Source organism: Streptomyces sp. 7N604, from assembly GCF_052245475.1.
Lineage (GTDB): Bacteria > Actinomycetota > Actinomycetes > Streptomycetales > Streptomycetaceae > Streptomyces.
On the sequence record NZ_JBQQBX010000067.1, the window covers coordinates 1 to 18,368 of the forward strand.

An 18,368-nucleotide genomic window follows, 5' to 3' on the forward strand; every position below is an offset into this window, starting at 1 on the left:
TCTCGCCCCCGTTAATTGGGGGGGCGGGGCCGCGGCGTTGTCAGCGGCCGCTGATAGCTTCTGCGCATCACGTGGGGGGAGTGATGTTCGGTGACTGACCGACCGCGCCTGCGCAAGGTGGTCAATGTCCTGGTCGTGTGCACCGCGGTCGTGGGAATCGGCTGGAGCGGAACCGAGCTCTGGACGTATGCGGCGAACCGGCTCGCCATCGACGAGGCCTGCGCCGGACTCGTATCCCCAGGGAAGATCACCGCGCTCCCCTACGGCGAGGGCCGCATCGAGCACAACGCCTCGGCGATCGACCTCGACACCGCTTCGGGCCGGTGCGAGCTGTTCAGTACGTCGGCGGGGGAAGCCGCTGACGCCTCGAAGCGGATGTTCTTCACGGCGAGCGTCGCCGTGGAACCGGAAGCGGCGACCGAGGAGACGGACCCGGCCTGGGACACCCTCGTCGACCGGTACGACCCGACCTATCTGGATCATCCGCTCGGCGGCGGCATCCCGGGCATCGTCACGGACACCGGGGTCGGCGTCAAACTCCCCTGCGCGGGCGGGAAGAAGGTGCAGGGCAGCGCGGTCAAGAACGTCGTGGCCGGCGCGGTCACCACGATGGACGGCTTCGATCCGCTCGGCAGCGGTCACCAGATGGACCAGAACACCCGTGACCGGTTGGCCTCCATAGCCGTCGACACCGCCAACAACCTCGGCGCGAAGCTCGGTTGCCGGGACCGGTTGCCCTCTCCGCCGGCCGGCATCCCGCCTGTCGAGGGCGAGCTCATAGCCCCCGAGTCGGCGAAGGGAACCTGCGCCTGGTACGCCAAGTCCGGCCTGGACAGCGGGGATTGGATGCCCGACCAGGTGATGGAGACCCGGGCCGACGGGGACGTCTGGACCGAGAAGTGCGGTCTGGCGCTGCGCCAGGACACCGCACGGGAGACCTGGGGGAAGTACGCGGGCAAGCCGGGGTACGAGGAGCTGGCCCAGCGGGACGCGCCCAGGTACGAGGGCGACTGGTGGGCCGCGGCGCAGAGCTGGTTCGGGGAGTCCGCGAAGGATGTGCGGATCGACGAGATCGGCTCGGAGACGACCGCGGCGGAGCCGGGGCGCGCGGGCCGCTCGCCGGAGGCACCCGTCTGGTGGGCCTCCTCGGTGTGCGACGGTGAGCCCGCCGTGCACACGCTCACCCTCAGGGACGCGTACGCGTTGGGGGCCGCGGCCCGCTCCGAGCCCGTGTTCCGCGCGTACGTCGCCGATGTCGCCCTGCGACGGGGGTGCACGGACGTCCGGTTCCCGAAGGCATCGGCCTTCACGGCGACTTTCAAGGAGAGCTGAGCCCCGGAACGGCCCCGCACCGCTGCGGGCTCGGGGCCGTCGGCCCGCTGCGTTCCGGGTGGTGATCAGGTCCAGAACTCGTTCTGGACGTCGATGTCCTCGACGCATTCGTCGATGTCGGTGATCTTCCCGCCCACGATGGTGAAGAAGAGCCCTTCGGCCATCTCCATGCCGCGGTCGCCCCGATCGGCGCGGACCTTGTGCACGGACATGACGTGCCCGCGCCCGTCGGCCAGCACGTTCTCAAGCTCGACCTGCAGAGTGCCGCTGGTCTCCTCGCCGAGGCGGCGGTACATCTGCAGACAGGCATCGCGACCCTTGTGGTGCCCCGAGAAGAGGTTGTCTCCGGGCACGTGGTGAACGACATCCGCCGTCATCAGGGAGCCCAAGGTGTCCATGTCACCCCGGGAGAATGCGTCGTAGCCCTGGCGGACCAGGGTGCAGTCAGGGTGCTCAGCCATAGTGATTCACGCCTTTCCTGCCGATATTTCCCTTGTGTTTCCATCATCGGACGGGCCCGAAAACCTGTCCACGGCGGGACGCGGGCCTGGCTAAGCTCGGCGCCATGCCCCCTGCTCAGCGCAAGCCCCGCGCCCGCACGTACGACCCGGCGAAGGTGCGGGCCGCGGTCACCGCCCAGCTTCAGTACGTGAGGGAGGCGGTGGCCGGGCTGTCCGCCGAGCAGTGGGCGCTGCCCACGCGGCTCGGCGACTGGAGCGTCCGCGATCTTGTCGCGCACATCGCCATGTGCGTCGGAGCCGTCAGCCGCTACGCGGAGCAGCCCGCGCCGTCCGTACGCGAGGTCGCCCTCGTGGACTGGCCGGCAGCGACGGCGGCCCACGCCGGGACCGTCGACGAGAACACGCGCGCCCTCGCCGCCCAGGCCGAGCCGGAGGAGCTGCTGACCCGCGCTGCCGACCGGCTCGCCGTGACCCTCGCCTCCACGCCCGACGACCGCCTGCTCGCGGGCCGTGTCGGGGCCATCCGGCTGGACGACTTCCTGGTCACCCGGTGCATCGAACTCACGGTTCACGGCGACGACTTGGCGGCCGCGCTCGGGGCCGAGATCCCGTACGACCGGCAGGCGCTCGCCGCCGCGACGCGCGTGCTCGCCGACGCGCTGGCGGCGAAGGCGCCCGGCGGGTCGGTGGAGGTGCGGATTCCGCCATTCGCGGTCGTGCAGTGCGCCGAGGGGCCCCGGCACACCCGCGGCACCCCGCCGAACGTCGTCGAGACCGACCCGCTGACCTGGATCCGCCTCGCCACGGGCCGTATGAGCTGGGCTGATGCGCTCGGCGCTGCGGCGGTTTCCGCCAGTGGCGAGCGGGCCGATCTGTCGGCTCTGCTGCCGGTACTGGGGTAGGGCCCGGCCCCGGCGGAGCACCGAAGCCCGGTGGGGGCGTGCGGCCGGAGTGGGGCCGAGTTCGTACGTACGTTCATCATCGCTCGCTCTCGGCAGCCATAATCCCCGCATGACTTCGCCCCGCGCCCCGCTGCCGGCAGAGTTCAGAGCTGTCCGCCCGTGGACCACGCGCGACGCACAGAGCTGGCTCGCGGCAGCACCACCGCGCTGGGCCAACCGCCTGGGGCCCGCGATCGCGCTCGCCCTGGCCCTGGTGGCGGCGATCGCGGCCGAGCCCGCGGTCGTGCAGAGCGGACTGCAGAACAGCCTGCAGAGCGGCCGTTCCCCGGCCGACCCCGACTGGACCGGTGTGGCGGAGACGGCCCTGGCCCTGACCCAGGTCTACTGGTTCCTGCGGCTTCCCGAACTCACTCTCATCTCCGCGCCGTTGACCGGGGCCCTCGTCGCGTACGAGGAGTTCCCCGCCCCGGACACGGGCAGTGCGGCCGCGAACGCGGCCGTACTCGTCGCCCTCCTCTACGGCTGGTCGATCGCGCTCCTGCGCCTTCGCCACCGGCGCCGCCAGCGGCTCGCGGCGCAGTCCGCGGCCGGTCCTGACACCCGCCCGCTCCCGCCGCCGCTGCCGCCCCTGCGCCGCGGCCGGCTCCAGATCGCCGCGGGAGCGCTGCTGTGCACGGTCGCCGCCGTCGCGTTCTGGCAGGCGGATCGCACCGCGCGCGCCGACGAGGCGCGCGCCGCAGGGGCGACCCGCCAGACCGCGCCGGCAGAGTCCGCGGGGGAGTCCGCGGCGGAGGCCCGCGGCTCGGGCGCGCTCGACGCCTGGCAGCTGAGCGGCTCGGCCGCGGCCGCGTTCGGCGTGTCCGCCCTCGCCTTCGGCGCCCTGGCCCGCCGCCGGGCCGCCGCCCTGCGACGCGGACCGGTTCCGGTGCTGCGGGTCCTCATACGCGAGGACGTCGAGGCCGACACCTGGGTCTTCGCGGCCGACGACCCCGAGGGCCGGCGCCCTCTCTTCTCCTGCGCGGTGGAGCAGGAGGACGACGAGGACGACGGCGACGAAGAACTGGAGGACGGCGAGGACAGCGAGGAAGACGGCGAGGAAGAGGAGGAGCCGAGTCCGGAGGAAGCCGCCGCGCGGCTGCGCACCCTCACCCGGCTGCGCGAGGCCGTCCTCCTCGGCGCCCCGTGCGCCCGCGCCGAGGTGGCCCTGGTCTCGGTGGCCGCCGATGGCGAGCCCATCACGGAATACACCTTCCAGGCCGTACGCCCCGCCCGCGGACGACGTCGGACCCCTGCGGCCCCGGTCGCGCGCGAGGACGAAGGTCTTGACGTGACCTTCGGCGGAGTGTCGACGGCCGAGCAGCTCGAGGCCGTGGCCGGGACCGGCCGGACCGCGGCCCGTATGGGCCCCCGGGACGAGCCCGCCCGCTGGGGCCCGCGCCCCGCCGACCGCGTCGTCGGAGTCCTCGGCCTGTTTCTCGCGGCCGCCGTGCTCGGCTCGTACCTGAGGGACGAGAACTCCCCGTGGTGGTACGCCTTCATCGTCCTCCTGGTCGCGTCCGTGCTCACCACGTCCTCCGCCATGGCCCACTGGCGCGTCACCGCCGACCGCGACGGGCTGTGGCTGACCGGTGCCTGGCGGGTCCGGCACCTTCCGTGGGACCGGCTCGGTGTCGCGAGGTACGACGAGGGGGAGCTCCGGGTGCGCGACCGCGGCCGGGACACGGTCTGGAGCCTGCGGGTGGCCCTGACGAGGTTCAGACGCCGGCACCGCCCGGACGGCGCCGCCCCCGGCCGCCGGGCGTCCGAGGAGATCACCGCCATGCGCGTACACCCGGAGTTGCGCCCCGCTCGCGTCAGTACGCGCCGTGAACGCGGGCTGCCGCTCGCCCCGCTCGTCGCCGTACCGCTCGCGGTCTGGACGATCTGGGCGGTCTGGACGCAGTACGTCTGAGGCTCCGGCCGCACGTCTGAGGCTCCGGTCGCGGCCATGGATCCCCGGCTCTGGATCCCCGGCCCGCAAGAAGTGTGACGCAGACGTCATCGGGCGCCCGCAGGCTGACCGGGTCCACCGGCCCCACCAGGCAATTCAACGGTCGTCCCGCACTGTGGACACCACCTCGGACCAGCTCCGCACCATGCCTCGCCCCTCCCGTCGTCGGATCCGACAGGTGCGGCGGAGTACCTGGTTCGGGTTAATCCTCAACCTGTCCTAGACTCGGTGGCGTGCCACGTGGTGACGGACGACTCAACCACGACCTCCTCCCCGGTGAGAAAGGCCCTCAGGACGCCTGCGGCGTCTTCGGTGTCTGGGCTCCGGGGGAAGAGGTCTCCAAACTCACCTATTTCGGGCTGTACGCGCTGCAGCACCGTGGGCAGGAGTCCGCGGGCATCGCGGTGAGCAACGGCTCCCAGATCCTCGTCTTCAAGGACATGGGCCTGGTCTCCCAGGTCTTCGACGAGACCTCCCTCGGCTCCCTCCGGGGCCACATCGCGGTCGGCCACGCCCGCTACTCGACCACCGGCGCCTCCGTGTGGGAGAACGCGCAGCCGACCTTCCGCGCCACCGCCCACGGCTCGATCGCCCTCGGCCACAACGGCAACCTGGTCAACACGGCCGAACTGGCCGAGCTGGTGGCCGAACTCCCCCGCGAGAACGGCCGCGCCACCCAGGTCGCCGCGACCAACGACACCGACCTCATCACCGCCCTCCTCGCGGGCCAGGTCGACGAGGACGGCAAGCCGCTGACCGTCGAGCAGGCCGCGCCCCTGGTCCTGCCCAAGGTCAAGGGCGCCTTCTCGCTCGCCTTCATGGACGAGCACACCCTCTACGCCGCCCGTGACCCGCAGGGCGTCCGCCCGCTGGTCCTCGGCCGCCTCGAGCGCGGCTGGGTCGTGGCGAGCGAAACCGCCGCCCTCGACATCGTCGGCGCGAGCTTCATCCGCGAGGTCGAGCCCGGCGAGATGATCGCCATCGACGAGGACGGCCTGCGCGCCACCCGCTTCGCCGAGGCCCGCCCCAAGGGCTGCGTCTTCGAGTACGTCTACCTCGCCCGCCCGGACACCGACATCGCCGGCCGCAACGTCTACCTCTCCCGCGTGGAGATGGGCCGCCGCCTGGCCAAGGAGGCCCCGGCCGAAGCCGACCTGGTGATAGCGACCCCGGAGTCCGGCACCCCGGCCGCCGTCGGATACGCCGAGGCGAGCGGCATCCCGTACGGCTCGGGCCTGGTCAAGAACTCCTACGTCGGCCGGACGTTCATTCAGCCCAGCCAGACCATCCGCCAGCTCGGCATCCGCCTCAAGCTCAACCCCCTCAAGGAAGTCATCCGGGGCAAGCGCCTGGTGGTCGTCGACGACTCGATCGTCCGCGGCAACACCCAGCGCGCGCTCGTCCGGATGCTCCGCGAAGCCGGGGCGGCCGAGGTCCACATCCGGATCTCCTCCCCGCCGATCAAGTGGCCCTGCTTCTTCGGCATCGACTTCGCCACGCGCGCGGAGCTGATCGCCAACGGCCTGTCGGTCGAGGAGATCGGCAAGTCGCTCGGCGCGGACTCGCTCGCGTACATCTCCATCGACGGCATGATCGAGGCGACCACCATCGCCAAGCCGAACCTGTGCCGCGCCTGCTTCGACGGCGAGTACCCGATGGACCTGCCGGACCCGGAGCTGCTCGGCAAGCACCTCCTGGAGTCCGAGACGGCCGGGCAGGCCAAGCCCGATCCGGACGGCGTCCAGACGCTGACCGCCGGTGTCGGCGGCGCCGACGCCCTGCGCCGCCCGTAAGGGCCCACCGGCGTACCCAACGACACGAAAGTTTCCATCAATGTCCGAGTCCGGGACCACTGGTGCCAGTTACGCCGCCGCGGGCGTCGACATCGAGGCGGGCGACCGTGCCGTCGAGCTGATGAAGGAGTGGGTGAAGAAGGCCACCCGCCCCGAGGCCGTGGGCGGTCTCGGCGGCTTCGCGGGCCTCTTCGACGCCTCCGCCCTCAAGCGGTACGAGCGCCCCCTCCTCGCCTCCGCCACCGACGGCGTCGGCACGAAGGTCGACATCGCCCGGCAGCTGGGCGTGTACGACTCCATCGGCCACGACCTCGTCGGCATGGTCGTCGACGACATCGTCGTCTGCGGCGCCGAGCCGCTGTTCATGACCGACTACATCTGCGTCGGCAAGGTCCACCCGGAGCGCGTCGCCCAGATCGTCAAGGGCATCGCCGAGGGCTGCGTGCTGGCGGGCTGCGCGCTCGTCGGCGGCGAAACCGCCGAGCACCCGGGCCTCCTCGGCCCCGATGACTTCGACGTCGCGGGCGCCGGCACGGGCGTCGTCGAGGCCGACCGCGTGCTGGGCGCGGATCGTATCCGCAAGGGTGACGCGGTGATCGCCATGGCGTCCTCCGGACTTCACTCGAACGGGTACTCGCTCGTCCGGCACGTGGTGTTCGACCGGGCGGGCTGGACCCTCGACCGGGAGGTCGCGGAGTTCGGCAGGACCCTGGGCGAGGAACTCCTCGAACCGACCAAGATCTACTCGCTGGACTGCCTGGCGCTGACCCGTACGACCGAGGTGCACGCCTTCTCGCACATCACCGGCGGTGGCCTGGCGAACAACCTGGCCCGGGTCGTCCCGGACGGGCTGCACGCGACGGTCGACCGGTCCACCTGGACGCCGGGCCCGGTCTTCGACCTCGTCGGCCGGGCCGGACAGGTCGCGCGCCCGGAGCTGGAGAAGACGCTCAACATGGGCGTCGGCATGGTCGCGGTCGTGCCGCAGGAGTCGGTCGACGTGGCGCTGGCCGTGCTCGCGGACCGCAGCGTCGACGCGTGGGTCGCGGGGGAGATCACCGAGCGCGGCGACCGTACCGAAGCAGTGGCCCTGACCGGTGACCACGCCGGCTGAGCGGGGCTCGCAGGGCAGCACAGAACCCGGTCCGGGGGCGGGCCCCGGACCGGGTCAGTGGTCGTGCTGTGGGCGGGCTCGCTGCGTGCGCGATACGGCCGGGGCCGAGCGCAGCGTCAAGCGCGCCGACGGTATGCGGACTGCTCGGACGACTCGTCGTCGTCCTCGTCATCCTCGTCGTTGTAGCGATCCGCGTACTGTGCGTACGGGTCGTCGTCCAGCTCATCATCCTCGAAGCGCTCGCCATTCGGCGGCTGGCTCGAAGTCGATGCGCCCAGCTCCTCGGCCAGGCGTGAGAGATCCGTCCCACCGCTGTTGTACTTCAGCTGGCGGGCGACCTTCGTCTGCTTGGCCTTGGCCCGGCCGCGCCCCATGGCTCGACCCCCTCAACGACGGGGCTCGACGGCCCCAGAGTCTTGACACGCGTTCATGATTCGGAGCGGGCTCTCAACGGAGAGACCGGTCCGTAGGGCTTCAACGGTACCTGCTTCCGCGCCCATACGGTACGTCGCCCACAGGACGCGACACGCGGCAGAACCCTCGAGGAGCCCTGTCCCCGCTGGTCAGCGATGATTTTACCTCCTGCACAGGATCGACCCGCCGACGGGTGGTGAGTCTTGTCTCGTCCTCCTGCCAGCGGGCCGTTTTGCACTGCCCGGGTCAGACCGCCGTACGGGCCCGGGCCTCCGCCATGCGCTGCTCCGCCAGGCGGTCGGCGGCGGCCGCGGGCGGAATGCCGTCGGACTTGGCACGGTCGAATATGGCCAGCGTGGTGTCGAAGATCTTGGTCGCCTTGGCCTTGGCCCGGTCGAAGTCGAAGCCGTGCAGCTCGTCCGCCACCTGGATCACGCCGCCGGCGTTCACCACGTAGTCCGGCGCGTAGAGGATGCCGCGGTCGGCGAGGTCCTTCTCGACGCCGGGGTGGGCCAGCTGGTTGTTGGCGGCGCCGCAGACGATCTTCGCCGTGAGGACCGGGACCGTGTCGTCGCCCAGCGCGCCGCCGAGCGCGCACGGAGCGTAGATGTCCAGGCCGTCGGTCCTGACCAGGGCGTCCGTGTCGGCCACCGCCGTCACCCGGGGGTGCTTGATGCGGATGCGGTCCACGGAGTCCTGCCGGACGTCCGTGATCACGACCTCGGCGCCGTCCTCCAGCAGATGCTCGACGAGGTGGTGGCCGACCTTGCCGACGCCCGCGATGCCGACCTTGCGGCCGCGCAGCGTCGGGTCGCCCCACAGGTGCTGGGCGCTGGCCCGCATGCCCTGGAAGACCCCGTAGGCGGTCAGCACGGACGAGTCGCCGGCGCCGCCGTTGGCCGGGGATCGGCCGGTGGTCCACTTGCACTCGCGGGCCACGACGTCCATGTCGGCGACGTAGGTGCCGACGTCGCAGGCCGTGACATAGCGACCGCCGAGCGAGGCGACGAAGCGGCCGTAGGCGAGCAGCAGCCGCTCGCTCTTGATCACGTCCGGGTCGCCGATGATCACGGCCTTGCCGCCGCCGTGGTCGAGACCGGCCAGCGCGTTCTTGTACGACATGCCGCGCGCGAGGTTGAGGGCGTCCAGGACGGCCTCCTCGTCGGAGGCGTACGCGTGGAAGCGGGTACCGCCGAGGGCGGGGCCCAGGGCGGTGGAGTGGATCGCGATCACGGCCTTCAGGCCGCTGTCGCGGTCCTGGCAGAGGACGACCTGCTCGTGGCCCCCCTGCTCGGAGCGGAAGAGGGTGGACAGCACGCCGAGATCGTCGGCTGGTGGACTTACGTCGGTCACTGTGGTGACTCCCGGAGACGTGAGGGAACGCCCTCCTGCGGGTGGGGAGGGCCCGGTGGCCACAGCGTAGATCCTGAACGGCCCCTCCAGCACCGAGCTGCGGAGGATCACCTCCGTGTGGCCTACACACGTGGGACGATCAATAACGTCAGGGTGGGCAACTCCCGGCGGCAAACGGAGGAGTGGACGCGTGGGCGTGGCGTCATCGGTGGTGGTCCCGTATGCGGCTTATCTGCGGGTCTACGAACCGCTGGCCGCGTTCCCCGAGCCCGAGCGCTCCCACTGGTACCGCTACGCCGCCCGCGAGCACATCCCCACCGCCCAGGACGAACTCCGGCGCTCGCTGGCCGACTTGCTGCCCGTACCGCCGGTCCCGGTGCCCGTACACGAGAGCAGCGACGCCTTCGTCGCCGTCGTGGACGGCGTGACCTGCGTCTGCCCCTGGCGCACCCGGCTGCGCGGCTGGCTGGCCCTGGAGGAGCTGGCGGAGCGGCTGCCGGCGCCTGTGCTGGACGCGGTCCTGCCCGCCGTGGTGCGGCGGCAGGCCGAGGCGGACTACGAGCAGTGGCTGGAGCGCAATCCGGACGCCCGGCCGTGGATCCGTACGGCGACCTGGCACGTCCCGGTCCTGTGGTTCGCGCTCTTCGCCGACGAGGAGCGCGAGTATGTGAAGGACGTCACAGAACCGGTGCTGCGCTACCGCACCCCGATGGTGGAGGCGCGGCGGCGGGTGGCCCGCGCGCTGCGGGTGCTGCGCGACTCCATGGGGGAGGGGCCGCTCATCGACGGCCTGGAGAGCGTGGGCAGGTGGCTCGAGGAGTTCCACCCGCGGTCTCTCGTGGAGCTGGACTACGGAGGCTTGGTGCATGCTCTACCGGAAGGGCAGCTCGCCGAGGACCACTCGGCCGCGGATGTGGCCGAGGGGCTCCAGGCGCTGCGCGAGGGCGACGGGGCCCGCGCCGGCCGGGCGTACGAGCGGCTGACGGACCGCTGGCGCGTCGTGCGGGAACGGCAGTTCGCGAGCTGACGGCTCCGGGCCGGCGGGTCCGGTCCGGCAGGTTCCGAGCTGACAGGTTCTGGGCCGACAGGTTCTGGGCCGACAGGTCTGGTCCGGCAGGTTCTGGGTAGGCGGGTCTGGCCCGGCAGGTCCGGTCCGACAGGTCCGACAGGTCCGGACAGGCGGGGCCGGTCCGGCGAGTCCGGGATCTACGTTTCGATCCGGGCCATTGTCGCAAGCGTGACCGACGGCACTAAGGCAGGTCTTGCCCTGATCCCATGCCCTCGTGCCAAAATAGGACAAGGAGTCCGGCAGGGCTCCCTTCGTCCAACTATGGGCGAGGAATTGGCATTGCGCTCGGTTCATGGGGTCTCGCGACCCCGGATCGCGACTGTGACTGATCGTCACGGCCGTGTGACTGTCCGCTATGGCACGGTCCATCGGCATCCGTCGAGGTTGAACACCTGAGAGGGCAAATCCATCGGTTTGGCCGACGCGGCTGGACAGATGGTGTAGTTGTAGTGCCGAGGACAAGCCGTTCGTCCTATAACCGACTCGGCCTGCGTGCGCCATTTCGGGCAACGCGGGTCAAGGTGCAGAATTTAGAGGAAAGAACCGTGATGGTTCGGTTCTCCCGAGGAGGCCGCTCATGACCGCTCGCACCCCTGATGCCGAGCCGCTGCTGACCCCGGCTGAGGTTGCCACGATGTTCCGCGTGGACCCGAAGACGGTCACGCGCTGGGCCAAGGCAGGCAAGCTCACGTCCATCCGCACGCTCGGAGGGCACCGCCGCTACCGCGAAGCCGAGGTGCGGGCGCTGCTCGCAGGCATTCCGCAGCAGCGTAGCGAGGCCTGAACAACTCCATATCGGGGCATATCCGGGACCCCCCAACCCCGCGATGGCCCAACTGGCTCCACACGACGAGCGCCTGCCCCAACAGGCCCCCTTCCCTCGGTATTGAGGGTGCGTCGTAGATCGCGCTGGACTCCGCCGGGTCCAGCGCGATCTTTTTTGTGCCTGCCCTGCGTCTGCCGGCGTCCGGCTGCGTCTGCTCGCATCGGCGGCGGCTGCTGGCTGGAAGTACCCCTGCGGGTGGCTGGTGACTCACCAGTAGGTCCCGCCGGGGAGTGCAATTGCACATATTAAATTGAGCTGTTGTGGGGAGGGGCTGAGTTCCGCCACTTCCGAAACTTCTTCGGTGACTCCCGTCACAGGACAACCGCCTTGTCCCCTAATGCAACTCTGCGGTAATAGGCGCGGGCGAGGCAAGGCGCCCTTGGTCACCGGCCCTTGGGACCTTCGTCCCGGCCCGTCTCCGGGGCCTCGTCGGGGTCGGCGCGCTCCGTCGTTCCAGGCTCCATCGCGAGCCGCAGCAGCTGGTGACAGACCGGGCAATGGCGGGTGAGGTGGCGATAGCCGACCGCGGCCGACAGATGGGCCCGCAGCAGCGCTCTGGTCTCATGCCTCGCAGACGTCGCCATGCGCGCATTACCTCCTGTACCCCGCATCCCCTGATGTCTGGGTACCCCCGGGTGCGTGCCGCAGTCAAGACACGCACAAGGCCCGGATCCTGAGGATCCGGGCCTTGTGTCCGATGTGGCTGCTGCGGTCCTGGCGGGATTTGCTGGGTTTGATTCGCGGCTCCGCCGCGGGCCCGGCCTCTGGGGCTGCTCCCGGGCCGGGCAGCGCTACGGCCCGCATCCGGGGTGGATGCGGGCCGTGGTTTCGCTGCGGTCCTGACGGGATTTGAACCCGCGGCCTCCACCTTGACAGGGTGGCGAGCACTCCAAACTGCTCCACAGGACCAGATTTTCGCGGCTGAGCTGCGTATTGCCGCGAGAAGAGACTGTACAGCAGTTCAAGGGGACCGGTCGAACTCACTCCCGGCGACGGCGGCGCTACGGGACCGCGGCGTCGATCGCCTTCACGATCCGCTTGTCCGACACCGGATACGCCGTGCCCAGCGCGTGCGCGAAGTAGCTGACCCGCAGCTCCTCGATCATCCAGCGGATCTCACGCACCTCCCGCGGCACCGGCTTGCCCCGCGGCAGCTGCTCCAGCAGCCACGCGTACTCGTCCTGCATCTCCCGCACCTTCGCCATCCGGGCGGTGTCCCGCTGGACGCCGGTGGGGAGCTGGGTCAGCCGCCGGTCGACGGCCACCAGGTAGCGCAGTAGGTCCGGCAGGCGGCGCGCGCCGTGGGCGGTGACGAAGCCCGGCTTGATGAGGCCGTCCAGCTGCTCCCTGATGTCCGTGAGGGCCGGGACGAGCGTGAGGCTCTTCGTCGCCTTCAGGCGGCGCTCACAGGACTGCCAGGCGGCCAGCACCTCCTGGACCCGGCGGATGGTGTCCATCGTGGCGTCCACCAGGTCGGCCCGTACGGCGTCGAAGAGCTTGCGGAAGGACTCCTCGTCCCAGGCCGGACCGCCGTGGGCCGCCATGAGCTTGTCCGCGGCCGCCGTCACACAGTCGTCGAAGAGCGCCTGGATGGAGCCGTGCGGATTGCTCGAGAGCGCGAGCTTCTGCTGGTTGCTGAGCTTGTCTTGGGCGAATTTGGCGGGGTTGGACGGGATGTTGAGGAGGATCAGGCGGCGGGTGCCGCGCCACATCGCCTCGGACTGCTCCGGCTCGGTGTCGAAGAGCCGTACGGCGACCGACGCGCCCTCGTCGACCAGCGCCGGGTAGGCCCTGACGGGCTGGCCGCCCCGCCGGGTCTCGAAGGTGCGGGACAGCGCCCCGATCGTCCACTGGGTCAGGCCGCTGCGCTGCTCAGGGCCCGTATGGCCGGAGGTCTCGGCGGCCTTCTCGAAGGCCTTGGAGATCGCGGCGCGGGTCTTCGGCTTGAGCTTCAGCTTCAGCGCGTCCAGGTCCTTGTCCTCGGCCAGCCTGCGCCGGCGCTCGTCGATCACCCGGAAGGTGATCTTCAGGTGGTCCGGGACCTTGGCGAGGTCGAAGTCGTCGGCCGTCACGGGCACGCCGACCATGCGCTGCAGCTCGCGCGCGAGCACCGCCGGCAGCGGATCCTGCACCGGGACCGCGGAGTCCAGGAAGCGCCTGGCGAAGTTCGGCGCCGGGACGTAGTTGCGGCGGATCGCCTTCGGCAGGGACCGGATCAGCTCGGTGACCAGGTCCTCGCGCAGCCCCGGGATCTGCCAGTCGAAGCCGTCGGGGGTGACCTGGTTGAGCACCTGCAGCGGGACGTGGACGGTCACGCCGTCCGCGTCGGCGCCCGGCTCGAACTGGTACGTGACCCGGAACTTCAGCTTTCCCTGCCGCCAGGAGTCCGGGTAGTCGTCCTTGGTGACGGCCTCCGCGCTCTCGTTGATGAGCATCGACCGCTCGAAGTCGAGCAGTTCGGGCTCCTCACGGCATTTGTGCTTCCACCAGGAGTCGAAGTGCGCGCCCGATACGACGTGTTCCGGGACCCGCTGCTCGTAGAAGTCGAAGAGCGTCTCGTCGTCCACGAGGATGTCGCGGCGGCGGGCGCGGTGCTCCAGCTCCTCGACCTCGCCGAGGAGCTTGCGGTTGTCGTGGAAGAACTGGTGGTGGGTCCGCCAGTCGCCCTCCACCAGCGCGTTGCGGATGAACAGCTCGCGCGAGGTCTCCGGGTCGATCCGCCCGTAGTTGACCTTGCGCTGGGCGACGACCGGCACGCCGTACAGCGTCACCCGCTCGTACGCCATGACGGCCGCCTGGTCCTTCTCCCAGTGCGGCTCGCTGTACGTCCGCTTGAGCAGGTGCTGGGCCAGCGGCTCGATCCACTCGGGCTCGATCTTCGCGTTGACCCGCGCCCAGAGGCGGGAGGTCTCGACGAGTTCGGCCGACATGATCCAGCGCGGCGGCTTCTTGAAGAGCGCGGAGCCGGGGAAGACCGCGAACTTGGCGCTGCGCGCGCCCAGGTACTCGTTCTTGTCCGTGTCCTTCAGGCCGATGTGCGACAGCAGGCCCGCGAGGAGGGAGGTGTGGATGCGGTCCGGGGCCGCGTCCTGGTCATTGAGATGGATACCCATCGTCTTGGCGACCTGGCGCAGCTGCGTGTAGATGTCCTGCCACTCCCGTATCCGCAGGTAGTTCAGGAACTCGCTGCGGCACATGCGGCGGAAGGCGGAGGAGGACAGCTCCTTCTGCCGCTCGCGGATGTAGCGCCAGAGGTTGAGGAAGGCGAGGAAGTCGCTCGTCTCGTCCTTGAAGCGGGCGTGCTGCTGGTCCGCCTGCTGCTGCTTGTCGGACGGGCGCTCGCGCGGGTCCTGGATGGACAGGGCGGCGGCGATGACCATGACCTCGCGCACGCAGCCGTTGCGGTCCGCGTCCAGGACCATACGGGCCAGGCGCGGGTCCACGGGCAGCTGGGCCAGCTTGCGGCCGAGCTGGGTGAGCCGCTTCCTGGGATCCTTCTGCTTCGGGTCGAGCGCGCCGAGCTCCTCGAGGAGCTGCACACCGTCCTTGATGTTGCGGCGGTCGGGCGGGTCGATGAACGGGAACTTCTCGATGTCGCCGAGCCCGGCCGCGGTCATCTGGAGGATGACGGAGGCGAGGTTGGTGCGGAGGATCTCGGCGTCCGTGAACTCCGGGCGGGAGAGGAAGTCGTCCTCGGAGTACAGGCGGATGCAGATGCCGTCGGAGGTGCGGCCGCAGCGGCCCTTGCGCTGGTTGGCGCTGGCCTGCGAGATCCGCTCGATGGGGAGGCGCTGGACCTTGGTGCGGTGGCTGTAGCGGGAGATCCGGGCGGCGCCGGGGTCGATCACGTACTTGATACCGGGGACGGTGAGGGACGTCTCGGCGACGTTGGTGGCCAGGACGATCCGGCGGCCCGGATGCCGCTGGAAGACGCGGTGCTGCTCGGCGTGCGAGAGCCGGGCGTAGAGCGGGAGGACCTCCGTGGCGCGCAGGTTCTTCCTGTTGAGCGCGTCCGCGGTGTCGCGGATTTCCCGCTCGCCGGAGAGGAAGACGAGGATGTCGCCGGGCCCCTCGGCCTGGAGCTCGTCGACGGCGTCGCAGATGGCCGTGACCTGGTCGCGGTCGCTGTCGTCGGAGTTCTCCTCCAGGAGGGGCCGGTAGCGCACCTCCACCGGGTACGTACGGCCGCTGACCTCGACGATCGGGGCGTCGTCGAAGTGCCGCGAGAAGCGCTCCGGGTCGATCGTCGCCGAGGTGATGACGACCTTCAGATCGGGGCGGCGGGGCAGCAGCTGCGCGAGGTAGCCGAGGATGAAGTCGATGTTGAGGCTTCGCTCGTGGGCCTCGTCGATGATGATCGTGTCGTACTGGCGCAGCTCGCGGTCCGTCTGGATCTCGGCGAGCAGAATGCCGTCGGTCATGAGCTTGACGAGGGTGTCGTCGCCCACCTGGTCCGTGAAACGGACCTTCCAGCCGACGGTCGCGCCGAGCGGCGTCCTGAGCTCTTCCGCCACGCGCTCGGCGACGGTGCGGGCCGCGATCCGGCGCGGCTGGGTGTGCCCGATCAGGCCCCGGACCCCGCGGCCGAGCTCAAGGCAGATCTTGGGGATCTGCGTGGTCTTGCCGGAGCCGGTCTCGCCCGCGACGATCACGACCTGGTGGTCGCGGATCGCCGCCAGGATCGCGTCCCTCTTCTGGCTGACGGGGAGGGTCTCGGGGTACGTGACCTCGGGCACGGCCGCCCGGCGGCCCCCCAGCCGGACTTCCGCGCGCTCGATCTCCGCCGAGATCTCTTCGAGCACGGCCTGCCGGGCCTCGGGCTTACGGATCCGCCGCGCGCCGTCGAGCCGCCGCCCGAGCCGCCGCTCGTCGCGCAGCGTGAGCTCGGGCAGCCGCTTCTGCAGGGCGGCGAAGGCGGTGGGGGAAGGCGAGGAAGTAGGCATACCTGGTCAAGGATCGCACCTCGCGGAATCCCTGGGCCAATGGATTCCCCTGCGGGGCGCGCAACGGACGGCCCATGCCCGGGCGGCGGGCGGTCGGGCTTCCGGCCCATGCCCGTGGGGGGCGGGGCGGGGCAGGGCCGGGGGCGCGGTCCAGGGCCCGTAGAGGGCGGCGGATGGTCTGTCCGGCGACTCGGTGATCAGCGACTACGAGTTGGCCGGGCCGCCGCAGAGCCTGGCGCAGTCGGGCGGCATTACCCAGCTCTCCGTACCGCGCGCGTCGAGCGCGTAGGGCGCCTGAGCGGAGAGCCCCGCGGCGGCGCTCCCCAAAGAACTGAGCCCCCCATCAGAGATGGGGGGCTTGCGGTGGCTGGGGCCGGGGTCGAACCGGCGACCTTCCGCTTTTCAGGCGGACGCTCGTACCAACTGAGCTACCCAGCCGCAGCGGTCCTGACGGGATTTGAACCCGCGGCCTCCACCTTGACAGGGTGGCGAGCACTCCAAACTGCTCCACAGGACCAAGCTCGTGCGAGGACCAGTCTCGCACAGGATCTTGCGTGCCCCCAACGGGATTCGAACCCGTGCTACCGCCTTGAAAGGGCGGCGTCCTGGGCCACTAGACGATGAGGGCTGATGGCCCACCTGAGCGCTTATCGGCGCCGTCGGGGACGTGAGAAGCATATGGGATGGGGGGAGCTATCGCCAAAACTGTTTCCCGAGGGTCCTCACTCCGATGGAGAGACCGATCGGGAGACGGATGGAGAAGGGGGCGCACCAGGCGTGTTGTTCTCCGGGAGATGGCGGCTGACCTCCGCCGTCGAGAGGCCCAGGCCGCCCAGCGTGATCTCGTCCCAGGCCTGGAGCGTGCGAGTGTCCCGGTCCAGGTAGAGGACCGAGGCCTCCACCGGGTCCGGCTCTTCGCCCTCGACCGCGCGCAGCCCGCTGCCGCCCGTGGAGCCCTCGGTCCTCAGCCGGGTGCCGTGCTCCATGAGCGTGTTCGTACGGCGGTGGATGTGGCCGGCCAGGACCAGCGGGACCGTGCCGTCGGTCTGCTCCGCGGCGACCGGGTTGTGGGCCAGGGCGATGTCGACCGGCTTGCCGGCGGCCTTCTGGACCCGCAGCGCCGCGGCCAGCTCGCGACCCACCCGCTCCTCGGCCGGGTCGCCCGCGGCGACGACCGAGCGGTCCGGGGTGAACTGCGGGTCGCCGATGCCCGCGAGCCGCAGCCCGGCCACCTCCACCGTCTTTCCGTGATCCAGGACGTGGACGTTCCGCCGCCCCTCCATCGACTTCTGGGTGGCGGCCGAGTCGTGATTGCCGCGCACCCAGACGTAGGGGGCGCCGAGGCCGGGGATCGGGTCGAGGAAGCCGTTCTCGGCCGCCGAGCCGTGGTCCATGGTGTCGCCTGTGTCGACGATCACGTCGATCTCGTACTGCTCGACGAGTGACTCGATGAGGTGCCAGGCGGCCGGGTTGAGATGGATGTCGGAGACGTGCAGGACGCGGACGGTGGTCGGGTCGGGCTGGTACGCGGGGAGGGTGGACGTGACGTCGTACAGCTTGGTCATGTTGGTGACGAGCCGGGCCAACTCCTGCTGGTAGACGTCGAAATCGCTGACGATGCTGCGGGCGTTGCCGACCACGCTGGGGGCGGAGGACAGCAGTCCGGAGAACTTCGGCTCCAGGACGGACTTCGGGTTCCACGTCGCGTACGCGAGCCCGCCCGATGCGGCGAGCAGGGTCAGCGCGAGCCCGCCGGCGGCGAGCGCGCGGCGCGGCTTCCGGTAGACGGCGAGACCGAGGGCGCATGAGCCGGACACGACGGCGACGCAGGAGCGGAGGGCCAGGTCGAAGGTGCCGGCGTCCACGTCGTGGGAGACCTCGTCCTGGAGGCCGGCGATCCGTTCGGGGTGGTTGACCAGCGCGGCGGAGCGCTCGGGGTCCAGCTGGTCGACGTCGACGTCGAGCCTGATGGGGGCGGCGTGGCTGCGGAGTTCGAGCGAGCCGAGCGGGGAGACATTGACCTTGGTGCCGCCGGGGAGGGAGGGGCGCAGCGTCATTCGGGTGTCCATGGGCCCGACGGGCGTACGGACGCTGCCGACGATCAGCAGCCCGAGCCACGCGCCGAGCAGGACGACGGATATCAGGCCGAGGGCGCGGGCGTAGGGGTGGGG

At 70.7% G+C, this 18,368-nt stretch carries 13 protein-coding genes and 4 tRNA genes; 7 read left to right on the forward strand and 10 right to left on the reverse strand.

What is annotated here, in order from left to right; translation table 11 throughout:
- Window positions 1–90 precede the first annotated feature (90 nt).
- Window positions 91–1,332, forward strand: coding sequence for a hypothetical protein (locus tag ACTWP8_RS37380; protein WP_443326513.1), 1,242 nt, complete (start codon window positions 91–93; stop codon window positions 1,330–1,332).
- A 65-nt stretch (window positions 1,333–1,397) separates the two neighbouring features.
- Here the strand turns inward: ACTWP8_RS37380 and ACTWP8_RS37385 are convergent, their stop codons facing one another.
- The gene (locus tag ACTWP8_RS37385) at window positions 1,398–1,793 is read right to left on the reverse strand and encodes a nuclear transport factor 2 family protein (protein WP_443326514.1); all 396 of its coding nucleotides are present in this window, start codon (window positions 1,791–1,793) and stop codon (window positions 1,398–1,400) included.
- Between the two features lie 104 nt (window positions 1,794–1,897).
- Between ACTWP8_RS37385 and ACTWP8_RS37390 the strand changes: the two genes are divergently transcribed.
- From ACTWP8_RS37390 to purM, 4 genes are all read left to right on the forward strand, one after another.
- Window positions 1,898–2,695 (forward strand): sterol carrier family protein, encoded by a 798-nt coding sequence (locus tag ACTWP8_RS37390; protein ID WP_443326515.1) that lies wholly within the window; start codon window positions 1,898–1,900, stop codon window positions 2,693–2,695.
- A 109-nt stretch (window positions 2,696–2,804) separates the two neighbouring features.
- Window positions 2,805–4,646 (forward strand): hypothetical protein, encoded by a 1,842-nt coding sequence (locus tag ACTWP8_RS37395; protein ID WP_443326516.1) that lies wholly within the window; start codon window positions 2,805–2,807, stop codon window positions 4,644–4,646.
- A gap of 272 nt (window positions 4,647–4,918) precedes the next feature.
- Entirely contained in the window at window positions 4,919–6,478 is a 1,560-nt protein-coding gene (gene purF / locus ACTWP8_RS37400; RefSeq protein ID WP_443315616.1) for an amidophosphoribosyltransferase, read from the forward strand.
- Window positions 6,479–6,518: 40 nt separating this feature from the next.
- Entirely contained in the window at window positions 6,519–7,592 is a 1,074-nt protein-coding gene (purM, locus tag ACTWP8_RS37405; RefSeq protein ID WP_443326517.1) for a phosphoribosylformylglycinamidine cyclo-ligase, read from the forward strand.
- A 116-nt stretch (window positions 7,593–7,708) separates the two neighbouring features.
- Here purM and ACTWP8_RS37410 read toward each other — a convergent pair whose 3' ends face one another.
- The gene (locus ACTWP8_RS37410) at window positions 7,709–7,966 is read right to left on the reverse strand and encodes a DUF3073 domain-containing protein (protein WP_443315618.1); all 258 of its coding nucleotides are present in this window, start codon (window positions 7,964–7,966) and stop codon (window positions 7,709–7,711) included.
- Between the two features lie 286 nt (window positions 7,967–8,252).
- On the reverse strand, window positions 8,253–9,359 hold the full coding sequence (locus ACTWP8_RS37415) for a Leu/Phe/Val dehydrogenase (RefSeq protein ID WP_443326518.1): 1,107 nt from the start codon (window positions 9,357–9,359) through the stop codon (window positions 8,253–8,255).
- A gap of 190 nt (window positions 9,360–9,549) precedes the next feature.
- On the opposite strand from ACTWP8_RS37415, the gene ACTWP8_RS37420 reads away from it, so the two are divergent.
- Window positions 9,550–10,386, forward strand: a complete 837-nt coding sequence (locus tag ACTWP8_RS37420) for a hypothetical protein (RefSeq protein WP_443326519.1) — start codon at window positions 9,550–9,552, stop codon at window positions 10,384–10,386.
- A gap of 619 nt (window positions 10,387–11,005) precedes the next feature.
- Entirely contained in the window at window positions 11,006–11,212 is a 207-nt protein-coding gene (bldC, locus tag ACTWP8_RS37425; protein ID WP_003949541.1) for a developmental transcriptional regulator BldC, read from the forward strand.
- A gap of 425 nt (window positions 11,213–11,637) precedes the next feature.
- On the opposite strand, the gene ACTWP8_RS37430 is transcribed toward bldC, so the two are convergent.
- The 7 genes from ACTWP8_RS37430 to ACTWP8_RS37460 all read right to left on the reverse strand — a co-directional run.
- On the reverse strand, window positions 11,638–11,838 hold the full coding sequence (locus ACTWP8_RS37430; RefSeq protein ID WP_443326520.1) for a DUF6274 family protein: 201 nt from the start codon (window positions 11,836–11,838) through the stop codon (window positions 11,638–11,640).
- Between the two features lie 250 nt (window positions 11,839–12,088).
- A tRNA-Asp gene (locus ACTWP8_RS37435) sits at window positions 12,089–12,163 on the reverse strand.
- 92 nt (window positions 12,164–12,255) lie between these two features.
- Window positions 12,256–16,197: an ATP-dependent RNA helicase HrpA gene (hrpA, locus tag ACTWP8_RS37440; RefSeq protein ID WP_443326521.1), complete on the reverse strand. Its 3,942-nt coding sequence runs from the start codon at window positions 16,195–16,197 to the stop codon at window positions 12,256–12,258.
- A gap of 364 nt (window positions 16,198–16,561) precedes the next feature.
- Window positions 16,562–16,635, reverse strand: a tRNA-Phe gene (locus ACTWP8_RS37445).
- A gap of 4 nt (window positions 16,636–16,639) precedes the next feature.
- Window positions 16,640–16,714: transfer RNA gene (locus tag ACTWP8_RS37450), tRNA-Asp, on the reverse strand.
- 38 nt (window positions 16,715–16,752) lie between these two features.
- Window positions 16,753–16,825, reverse strand: a tRNA-Glu gene (locus tag ACTWP8_RS37455).
- A 94-nt stretch (window positions 16,826–16,919) separates the two neighbouring features.
- The coding region (locus ACTWP8_RS37460; protein ID WP_443326522.1) for a metallophosphoesterase family protein at window positions 16,920–18,368 on the reverse strand (1,449 nt) is incomplete at its 5' end.

What these genes read in the sequence shown, in the direction of transcription:
- ACTWP8_RS37385 (WP_443326514.1), bottom strand. Translation starts at nt 1,793, where the DNA reads ATGGCTGAGCACCCTGACTGCACCCTGGTCCGCCAGGGCTACGACGCA.
- ACTWP8_RS37390 (WP_443326515.1), top strand. Translation starts at nt 1,898, where the DNA reads ATGCCCCCTGCTCAGCGCAAGCCCCGCGCCCGCACGTACGACCCGGCG.
- ACTWP8_RS37395 (WP_443326516.1), top strand. Translation starts at nt 2,805, where the DNA reads ATGACTTCGCCCCGCGCCCCGCTGCCGGCAGAGTTCAGAGCTGTCCGC.
- purM (WP_443326517.1), top strand. Translation starts at nt 6,519, where the DNA reads ATGTCCGAGTCCGGGACCACTGGTGCCAGTTACGCCGCCGCGGGCGTC.
- ACTWP8_RS37410 (WP_443315618.1), bottom strand. Translation starts at nt 7,966, where the DNA reads ATGGGGCGCGGCCGGGCCAAGGCCAAGCAGACGAAGGTCGCCCGCCAG.
- bldC (WP_003949541.1), top strand. Translation starts at nt 11,006, where the DNA reads ATGACCGCTCGCACCCCTGATGCCGAGCCGCTGCTGACCCCGGCTGAG.
- ACTWP8_RS37430 (WP_443326520.1), bottom strand. Translation starts at nt 11,838, where the DNA reads ATGGCGACGTCTGCGAGGCATGAGACCAGAGCGCTGCTGCGGGCCCAT.
- hrpA (WP_443326521.1), bottom strand. Translation starts at nt 16,197, where the DNA reads ATGCCTACTTCCTCGCCTTCCCCCACCGCCTTCGCCGCCCTGCAGAAG.